We start from the raw sequence: 8,426 nt of genomic DNA on the forward strand, positions 1-8,426 counted from the left end.
CTCGGTCATGAGCTTCAGTGCAGCCATGGTGAGGTCATCTTCTTCGAGTATCGCCCGGACATCGAGCGTGTCCAAGTCCTCCTCGGAGAGTGCTTCGCCCAGAAGCCACCTCTTGGCAAGGTCGCTCTGTCGCTCATCCAGTCTATACTTCAGAAGTGCCTTGACAACATCAGCAGCGACGCCAGGGTACTTTAGTAGAGCCTTGGACATCACATCATCGAAGTCATAGCGATGACGAATCACCCCCTTCTTTTCTCCAAACTCGGCAAGAATCGAGTCCGCTGCTCGCTCGAACAGGGTCTCACCCGCTTCATCCACCAAACATGCGTAGAAGTGGAGAGGGACACGAACGGGTGCGGGAGGCGAAGGAACGTAGACTGCGGTGAACGTGCCGAGTGTGCCTGTCTTCTCTTGTTCCTTCAGCACCCAAAAGAGATGGGTCTTGCCCATCCCGGCGCTGCCCAAGACGGGCTGTAGTCTTGGTGTGCCGTCGCTTCTTGTCATCCGGATAGCCCGTGCAATTGCCATGTCGGCATCCTCATGAGGCCCGGGGATGTCAATGCTGTCTGGCTGGTCGCCTCTCGAAACGTATCGCTTCAGAGGAGGGTCATCTTTCATAGTTTCAATGTAGATCTCGCGGTCAAAGCTTCCACTGTCACCTGAGAACTCATCATCGGTCATAGCAATGTGACTCCTTGGGACGTGTACTGAGCGTGGAGCATACCATTATAGCCTTGATGCTGCTCGGCGCACAGCGATACTACGGCCGCCATGCCACTGTGGCAGGCAGCAGCAAACGATGCTCGGTGGCGACGTCTCATCAACTGAGTTGGACAGTCTTCGTCTCCGGTGGTGCGCTCGTGCGACAGCCACTGCACGCATTCCACGGCCCTGCGTGAAGAGTCGAGGGGGTGTCTTGAAGAGAAGAGACTCTGTCAGTGGTACGTATGAATCCTTCGAGTCAAACGAGTCTGTTGCAGAACTGATGTAATACTCGGGAAGAGAGAATGTGGTGTGATGGCCGTTGAGCTACAATGGACCTGACGTACGATCAGGGCCATGACATGTGTTCCTGAGAGGCATCGCCTATGACGCACAGCGACCACTCCATCTCTTCTGGGTGAACAGATGAGTTATGCAACAGATCCCCATTCCACAACATACTTAAAAGGCGTCCATCAACAGCTGCTTATAAGCGACCTTATATAGGGTCACCTATCTCGCATATAAACCGCCCATATAAACACGAGGGAGTCACAGGACATGCCAAGACCCAAGCCAAAGACGAAGATTGAGAATGTTGTGGCCTCAGTGATACTCAAGCAGCGACTCGACCTAGACGAGATAGCCGCCACGATGCCGAATGTGGAGTTCGACCCTGAGCAATTCCCCGGTCTGGTCTACAGGCTCAAGAAGCCCAAGACAGCAACGCTGATCTTCAACAGCGGCAAGATGGTCTGTACTGGTGCCAAGTCCGAGAAGGAAGCAAGAAGGGCTGTACACAAGATTGTGAAGAACATCAGGGAAGCTGGCATAGAAATCAGCGGCAAGCCTCTGATTGTCGTCCAGAACATTGTCGCAAGCGCCAGCCTCGGCGCAGAACTCAATCTGGAACTCGCCGCGATGAAACTGGAAAACACCCTGTATGAGCCGGAGCAGTTCCCCGGTCTGATCTACCGAATGCGAGACCCCAAAGTTGTCATCCTCCTGTTCGGAAGCGGCAAGCTGGTCATCACGGGCGCCAAGTTTGAACCTCAGATAGATGAGGCCGCAGAGAAAGTGATGGACAGACTGCTCCAGCTGGGAGTCATGCGAATCCCCGAGGGAGAGGACTGGGGCCAGAGGGCAGAGGACGAAGACGAGGAGGAGCAGGAAGGGGAGGAACTGGAAGAGGATGAGGAGGATAAGGAAGACGACGAGGACTACGAGGACGAGGAAGACGAGGACGAGTATATTCACGAAGGCTGACAGACTCGACTCCCTTATTGACAGGACACTCGTCACTTGACGGCCGAACCACGACAGCCGGAGCTGCAACTATACTGCACGCTGACCGCACATTGGAGACCGCTGGTGAGTCAGGGAACAGTCGACAGTCTGACCGCCAAGCGGGTCAGTTCCAGAAAGTCATTTATGCACCGGCTGCACGGGCTGTTGCGGGTGTTTCTGTGCTAGATCTGTTTGCTCTTGGACTCATATTGCTCTCGCTGATTGTCTTTGTGGCATCCATACCAGTCACCAGAAAGAAGACACCGAATCTGCCGGACATCGCGGCCCCCGCGCCCGCCCTCCATCCGTTGCCTTCGTCAGGACAATCACGGGAGGTTGCCAAGATGGCGCCCGTCGAAGAAGAAGTCATCACGAAAGAGGATACGCTTGGACCCCGAAGCAGGCCTGTTGCGAGCGCAGCACCCGAAGAGAGTTCTGCTGGTACGGCCGCACCTACTGGTACAAGAGCATTCGAGGGTGCCTTTCCAGCTGTGCCTGGCGCATTGCGGACCTCGCCGGGGTCTGCCTCACATGGCATCACACCAACTGCGCGGGATGAGTCTGTGCAATCCATTGAGAGGAAAGCATCTCTCATCTACTGGGAACGAATGTGTCTGGAAGAGGAGTTCGACCTCATCGTGTCACTTCATCGACCGGAGTTCAAGGTGGTGCCACCTGAGGGAGCAACCACACATGAGTCTGAGACTGTCTACCGGCTGCCCAGGACAGGGCATGTCAGAGTTGTCCCGGTGTGCTCCGGCTGTAACATCTCGCCCGCGTCAAGAGACATCCGAGTCGAGGAGCTGGACACGGAGAATCGAGCGGCATTTAAGGTGCTCCCGCTCAAAGAGGGCGACTTCGACCTCACAGTTGAGTTTCACATGGTAATGCCCGACGGCCGAATCCAGCCGATTGGTACTGAGAAGACCCGAGTGACTGTGCAGGCCAAGCCAATCCAGTTGAACGTTGGTGCTCTGAGCATCAGTGTGTCAAGGCGGGTTCCGGCGTTCTTCTCCATGTGCGGAAGCTTCTTCGGACTCACCTCGTTTGTCGTCAACAAGGCGTTGGGGATTGACATCAATGAGTCTCTCATTGCAGCCAGCGCCGCTGTCAGTGCCAGCCTAGCAGGCACCGTAATGATACTTCTGGCGATGTTGATGCTCATCCGAGGTCTAAAGCCTCTCATGAGGGAGATACAGATCAAACTGAGATAGCAAACACTCTATCATCAGTAGTTCAGCCCGTCGCAGTCTGTCAGTACACACTCTCATAGAGGCAGCACTCCAAACCGACAAGCAGTCAGTGCGGCAGCATTGGATAGCATTATATACCATATCATAGTAGCCACTATTGCCACAACACGCCAGGTAGGCACCTTGGGAAGTCACGCTTTGCAACAACTCGAAATCATGGGAACAGCGGAGATACTTGGAGGGGTGGTCTTCGCTCTCGTAGCGCTCATTGGAATCTGCGGCTTCTCGCGAGATAGACGGTACAGGACATGGTCAGTCTCACAGTTCATGTACGCGCTAGTCCTCATGGTCCCAGACACGCTTCACTATGACGCGTTCCTGCTACCGTCGGTGAGGCTCATGGTGCAGCTGATGGCAGCATTGCTCCTATTCTGGGCGTTCTACCACCACCAGGCTGTCAGAAGAGGCATCCTCATCCAAGCTGCAGCCATCCTGATTCTGTCCTGTGCGATGACACTGATTGTGTCTGTAGCCGCTCTGCCCCCGACGATACTGGTGATCCCGGCGGCCCTCGTCACTTCAGTAGCCGCTGTTGCAGTGGCGAGGGTGCTATTTCAGTATCCGGGACCACAACCTTTACTGCACACCGTGTCAGCTGTTGTGCTATGCGTGTGGTCTGCTGCAAATCTACCCTTCTTGCTGATGCCGTTTCTTGATGTGCCCGCCATCTTTGGCGGAATTCAATATGTGACTCATCTCGCAGTGACAGCAGCAATGCTCCTCTCATCCATCGAGCTGACCAAGAGCAGTCTGGAACGAGAGCTTCTGGTCACCCACACTATCAGCAGCATTCTGACTCACGACCTTCGAAGCTTCCTTAACATCGCATCAGGCGCCCTGGAGCTTGCCGAGGACTCGGGAACGAAGAACATGAAGCCAATTGCGACAGCAAGAGATGCCCTCGATGCCGCTTCCAGATTCATGAATGAGACACGCACTGCATTGGTGTCTCTTGCTCCAGTATCGCCAGTGGTGGAGGCCTGCCCGGTCACAGAGATTGTCAGCAGACTGGTCGAACGTGTCAGAGCAGAACACCGACTTGATGAGGACAGCTTGACCGTTCGCGGTTGTGTAGACAGTCATGACAGAGTGTCACCCATCATTGGCCAAGCGCTCTGGAACATCATCGATAACGGGATTAGACACGCGGTCGGAAGACCAAGCATCGTGTTGGAGTGCGTGGCAGGAGATGCTGTGACTTTCAGAATCTCCGATAACGCGGGAGGACTGCCCGTGGCACTGAAGAGGGCGCTTAACGAGGGGGGACAAGTGCCGAACGCCTCACGGATGGGGCTCGTCTTGGTGCGCGAGATCGCCAGAGTCTTTGACGCGGACCTCTCCGTTGATGACATTGCGAGTGATGGTCGTGTCGTGGGCTCAGTCTTCACTCTAAAGGTGCCCAAGGTCCCGTGAATGGTGTACAGTGGACACATGGCAACGCATTCCCGAAAGCGGCGAACCAACGACGAAGCGACAAGAGGACGAGCACAGCCATTGGTACCACACACAATCCAGCAGGAGTGGTGTGAAACTGGATCGATTGCCGTAACGCTCTTCTGGTTCATATGCAGTTGTGAGCATGGTTGAGAGAAGAAGAATGGTTGGGTTCACTTGGAACGCAGATGCGAATGGAGGCCTCTTTGCACGTCCTAGTGTTCACTCGCTACTTGCAGCTTCGGTTGTGTCTGCGATTGTCGTCGGAACCGTGTCACAATGTCTCACAATCTCATATCTGCTCTCTGGTGCACCTGAATTCGTCCATGCAGTTCTTCTGGGATTACTGGTACTTGTCACAGTATCTCTGGTACTGGACGAAGCGGCATTGGTGTACTCCTATGTCAGATTCGATGACTGGCTGGCCACAGCACTGTCTGCACAGATTTGCGACGATTCGGGTATCCCCGACTGGGATGACGCTGAGCTGTGGTCCATCATGCTGAACTGCCACAAGAGATCAAAGATAGCTGCCCCACTGCTCGTCCTTGGGTTGACGATAGTACTACTGAGCCTGATGGTGCCATGGTTCCACCTTGGCGAGCCACCATCGTTGCTTCAGATAGTGATACTGGTTATCGCATCTTCCGTCATGTGTATCAACCTCGTCCTTGATATAGCTCTGGGCACTCGCAGCCACAACCACATTGAAATGTCAGAGTCAGCTCGGCTTCATGAGATTCATGCTGTGGTGTCGCGATTCTCAGGAGTCACCATGCATTATGCTTCCATAGACGACTCCCCACGAAACACCGTAGATGTGTGGGTCATGAACCTCACCTACATCTTGGTATTCCTCTGGATTGGCATAACCGATTTGCTCTTTCTCATCTGAGTGTTGGAATGATCCGGAGTTCTTTCAAGACCGAGTTGTTCGACCAGCAATGGGTTGGCTTGGAACTGGGACACAGGACCCTGTGCTGATGCTGAGTCTACCTTGAGTTTCAGTACGACAAGATCGTGGGTGGCGGGAATGCTGCAGGTCGACCGAAGCGAAAGTTTCGGTCTGGTATTATAGTTCTAGGCTTCATGAGTATCCTCCTTCCTTTCGATAGTTTCTTCGTTCATGAACCTTCTTGCAGGCTTGGCATTGCAGAAGGTGCTACATGGTGCACTGCCGGGATCCGCGTACATACTGAGTGCTCTGGCCGGAAGAGCTGCAAGCCTAGTCGGAGCGAGTGTTTCGTGGGCCCAGCCATGGATTAGAGCAGCTCTTGCGGCATCCGCAGCCATACTCTTCGTATCGCTGATCGATTTTATAATAGTGACAGCATACACCTTGCTGTGATTTGACGCTGGTGCATTCCTTGACCGAAGAGACGACCTCGTCGAAAGGCGAGTATTATCTCCAGTTCCCACGACTAGCTACGTATCTCAGAATGGCCTCAGTATCAGCAGTCATCATCGGAATCCTCTATCTGGTGGTCACAGCGGTTGGTATGCCTCCAGTCAATACTGGAGTTATGGCCAGCCTGTTCTCTATTGCATTCATCATTGTTGCGGGGATACTCATGTTCCTCGAAATAATGATCCTAGCCACATCGTTGACTCTGAGTCTTTGGCGTTCCGCTGCGATTGTCTGGGTTGCTTCAAAGACTGAGGGCGAACCCTCCCCTTCAGACATCGACCTGCTGAGGAAGGCGACCACAACACCATACAGAAACGTGCAAACAGTATTGCCTTTCCTTGCCGTGTCGCTAGTGCTGACACTCCTTTCCTTGCCGATTGCCAAGTCAGTCATCTCTTCCTTCGAGTTCGGTCTGGTTGATGCTGTACTGGGAATGACATCCGTCTGTATCGGTCTCAATATGCTAATAGAATACAGTCATGTTCGCCTTGAGCACAAGTACGCGCACATGCCGGATTCGGACTTGGCTCAGGCGCTTGCTCTGATAGAACCTGCTCCCGTACCACTAGGAATCAGCGAAGTACTTGACGCCCCAGCGCCCGACAGAGTTCCGAGATGGCTTGCTGTCATCACCATTGTGATTGTCTCCCTCTGGAGCCTTACTGCTATCATGCTTCTCGTTCTATGACCGGTCTCTCGTGTGCAGACGGTAGCAGACGCACGGCAGGAGCATCGCCCTCGAAGGCACTCCCTGCCGGAAACATGTGGATACTTGACATATTCTCTGCATCGGGGTTGGCCGCCTCCGTCACCCCGACTGCATCGACCACACCACATATGCATCACCCAAGACCACGACGCGACCTACCGATAGGATTCGGATCACCTTAGAGAACGCTCAACTGGAGAGGTAAGGCATTCACCGCGTTAGGAATAGGGCGCGTCACAGCGGCCGAGTTTGTCAGAGTGTTTCGTGCGGACCTCATTGTCGAAGATGCCACGGAACAGTGTCATTCTGTTGGCTCGGTACTCACTCTGAAGGTGCCCAAGGTACCGTGAGTGCCATGCGATGGGCAGACCACATGGAACTCTAGAACAGGGCGATTCCGAGTGGGGGTATTGAGAGAATGAGCACAACCATCGCGACGACAAACACAAACGCGCGAAAGCCCGATATCGGTACCGTGTCATTAAGCGGACCGGGGTGCTCTCCTCCCTGAGAGAGAAGAATCACCAGGATGGCCATCAGGAAGAAACCCATCAGAGCCATCAATGCGATTGCGAAGTACCCGATGTACTTGTGTGTGCGTGAAGGAACAAGTGCTCTGAGTGCGTGGCCTCCATCAAGCTGACTGGTTGGAAACAGGTTGAGAGCTGTGACAAGGCATCCCACCCATGCGGCATACCCGACAGGGTGGAGATAGAGTGTTCCGCCCGCAGGAATCATGTCCGAGTATAGCATCTCCAGCAGGATGAAGATGGCTGGGACAGGCAGAGACCCGGTCATGTCCGGAAAGGCCTCATCGACTGCGGCCAGTTGCTCTGCGGTGACTGGCACCGAGAGGATGAATCCGACGAATAGTGCTACAAGGGTCACCGCAAAGCCAGCCAGTGGCCCGGCAACTCCGAGGTCAAAGAGTTCCGTGCGACTCTTTGGAGGACTCTTCTGACGTATGAATGCACCAAAAGTCCCACCCAGCTCTGGCAGGCCCGGTATGAAGTAGGGCAGAGTGGCCTCAATCTTCCGTTTCTTCGCGGTGAGATAGTGACCCATCTCGTGAGTGAAAAAGATGCCCATTATGGATGCGATGAAGACTATAGTCACCAGGGCAATGTCAAAGACTGTATAGCCATTAGGATAGAAGAGAGTCAGAAAGACAGGGTTGGACGCCTGTAGAAAGCCTCCGAAAGCGATGGTCCCAAGGGTGGCCACGAACAGCGCGTAGTTGATTCTGACATCTGAGCTTGGCTCCTTCTGAATGGGTACGAATCGTGCGACGTAGAGGCCTTCTTCTTTCCTGTACCATCGCACCACCGGCCAGACCTTGAGAGCCTCGGCCTGAGAGTCCAGCTTGGCAAAGACCGCCCTCTGTACTTCCGCTGTGGGAAGATCATGACCGTACCATCGGAAGACGAAGACAGGCATGCCATATTCGACAACGCTCTGCAGAACCTCGAAGTTCTCCGAGAGAATAGACATCAACTCTGAGAAAGTCGGGTAGCTGATGACAGGCGTGTACTGAGGTTCGTCGTAGCTCATGTCGCGGCCCCTGTTTCTTGACTGAGGTCTCACGAAGGATTCTGTTCATATAACAGTAGCGCAGTAGGCAGCATCCCGCGCC

At 54.1% G+C, this 8,426-nt stretch carries 8 protein-coding genes; 6 read left to right on the top strand and 2 right to left on the bottom strand.

The window, feature by feature from the left end:
* The coding region (locus HXY34_08805; protein ID NWF96230.1) for a hypothetical protein at window positions 1-681 on the bottom strand (681 nt) is incomplete at its 3' end.
* Window positions 682-1,263: 582 nt separating this feature from the next.
* Here HXY34_08805 and HXY34_08810 point away from each other — a divergent pair.
* The 6 genes from HXY34_08810 (at window position 1,264) to HXY34_08835 (ending at window position 6,772) form a co-directional block, all read left to right on the top strand.
* Complete coding sequence (locus HXY34_08810; GenBank protein NWF96231.1) at window positions 1,264-1,968, top strand: TATA-box-binding protein; 705 nt, start codon at window positions 1,264-1,266, stop codon at window positions 1,966-1,968.
* A 200-nt stretch (window positions 1,969-2,168) separates the two neighbouring features.
* Window positions 2,169-3,203, top strand: a complete 1,035-nt coding sequence (locus tag HXY34_08815; GenBank protein NWF96232.1) for a hypothetical protein — start codon at window positions 2,169-2,171, stop codon at window positions 3,201-3,203.
* Window positions 3,204-3,380: 177 nt separating this feature from the next.
* Window positions 3,381-4,655: a HAMP domain-containing histidine kinase gene (locus tag HXY34_08820; GenBank protein NWF96233.1), complete on the top strand. Its 1,275-nt coding sequence runs from the start codon at window positions 3,381-3,383 to the stop codon at window positions 4,653-4,655.
* A 166-nt stretch (window positions 4,656-4,821) separates the two neighbouring features.
* Window positions 4,822-5,571 carry a hypothetical protein gene (locus tag HXY34_08825; protein NWF96234.1) on the top strand — a complete coding sequence of 250 codons (750 nt, stop codon included), beginning with the start codon at window positions 4,822-4,824 and terminating at the stop codon, window positions 5,569-5,571.
* Window positions 5,572-5,826: 255 nt separating this feature from the next.
* Entirely contained in the window at window positions 5,827-6,024 is a 198-nt protein-coding gene (locus tag HXY34_08830; protein ID NWF96235.1) for a hypothetical protein, read from the top strand.
* Window positions 6,025-6,043: 19 nt separating this feature from the next.
* On the top strand, window positions 6,044-6,772 hold the full coding sequence (locus tag HXY34_08835; GenBank protein ID NWF96236.1) for a hypothetical protein: 729 nt from the start codon (window positions 6,044-6,046) through the stop codon (window positions 6,770-6,772).
* A 402-nt stretch (window positions 6,773-7,174) separates the two neighbouring features.
* Here the strand turns inward: HXY34_08835 and HXY34_08840 are convergent, their stop codons facing one another.
* Window positions 7,175-8,344 (bottom strand): site-2 protease family protein, encoded by a 1,170-nt coding sequence (locus HXY34_08840; GenBank protein ID NWF96237.1) that lies wholly within the window; start codon window positions 8,342-8,344, stop codon window positions 7,175-7,177.
* Between the last annotated feature and the right edge of the window lie 82 nt (window positions 8,345-8,426).

It is taken from the genome of Candidatus Thorarchaeota archaeon (genome assembly GCA_013388835.1).
GTDB lineage: Archaea > Asgardarchaeota > Thorarchaeia > Thorarchaeales > Thorarchaeaceae > JACAEL01.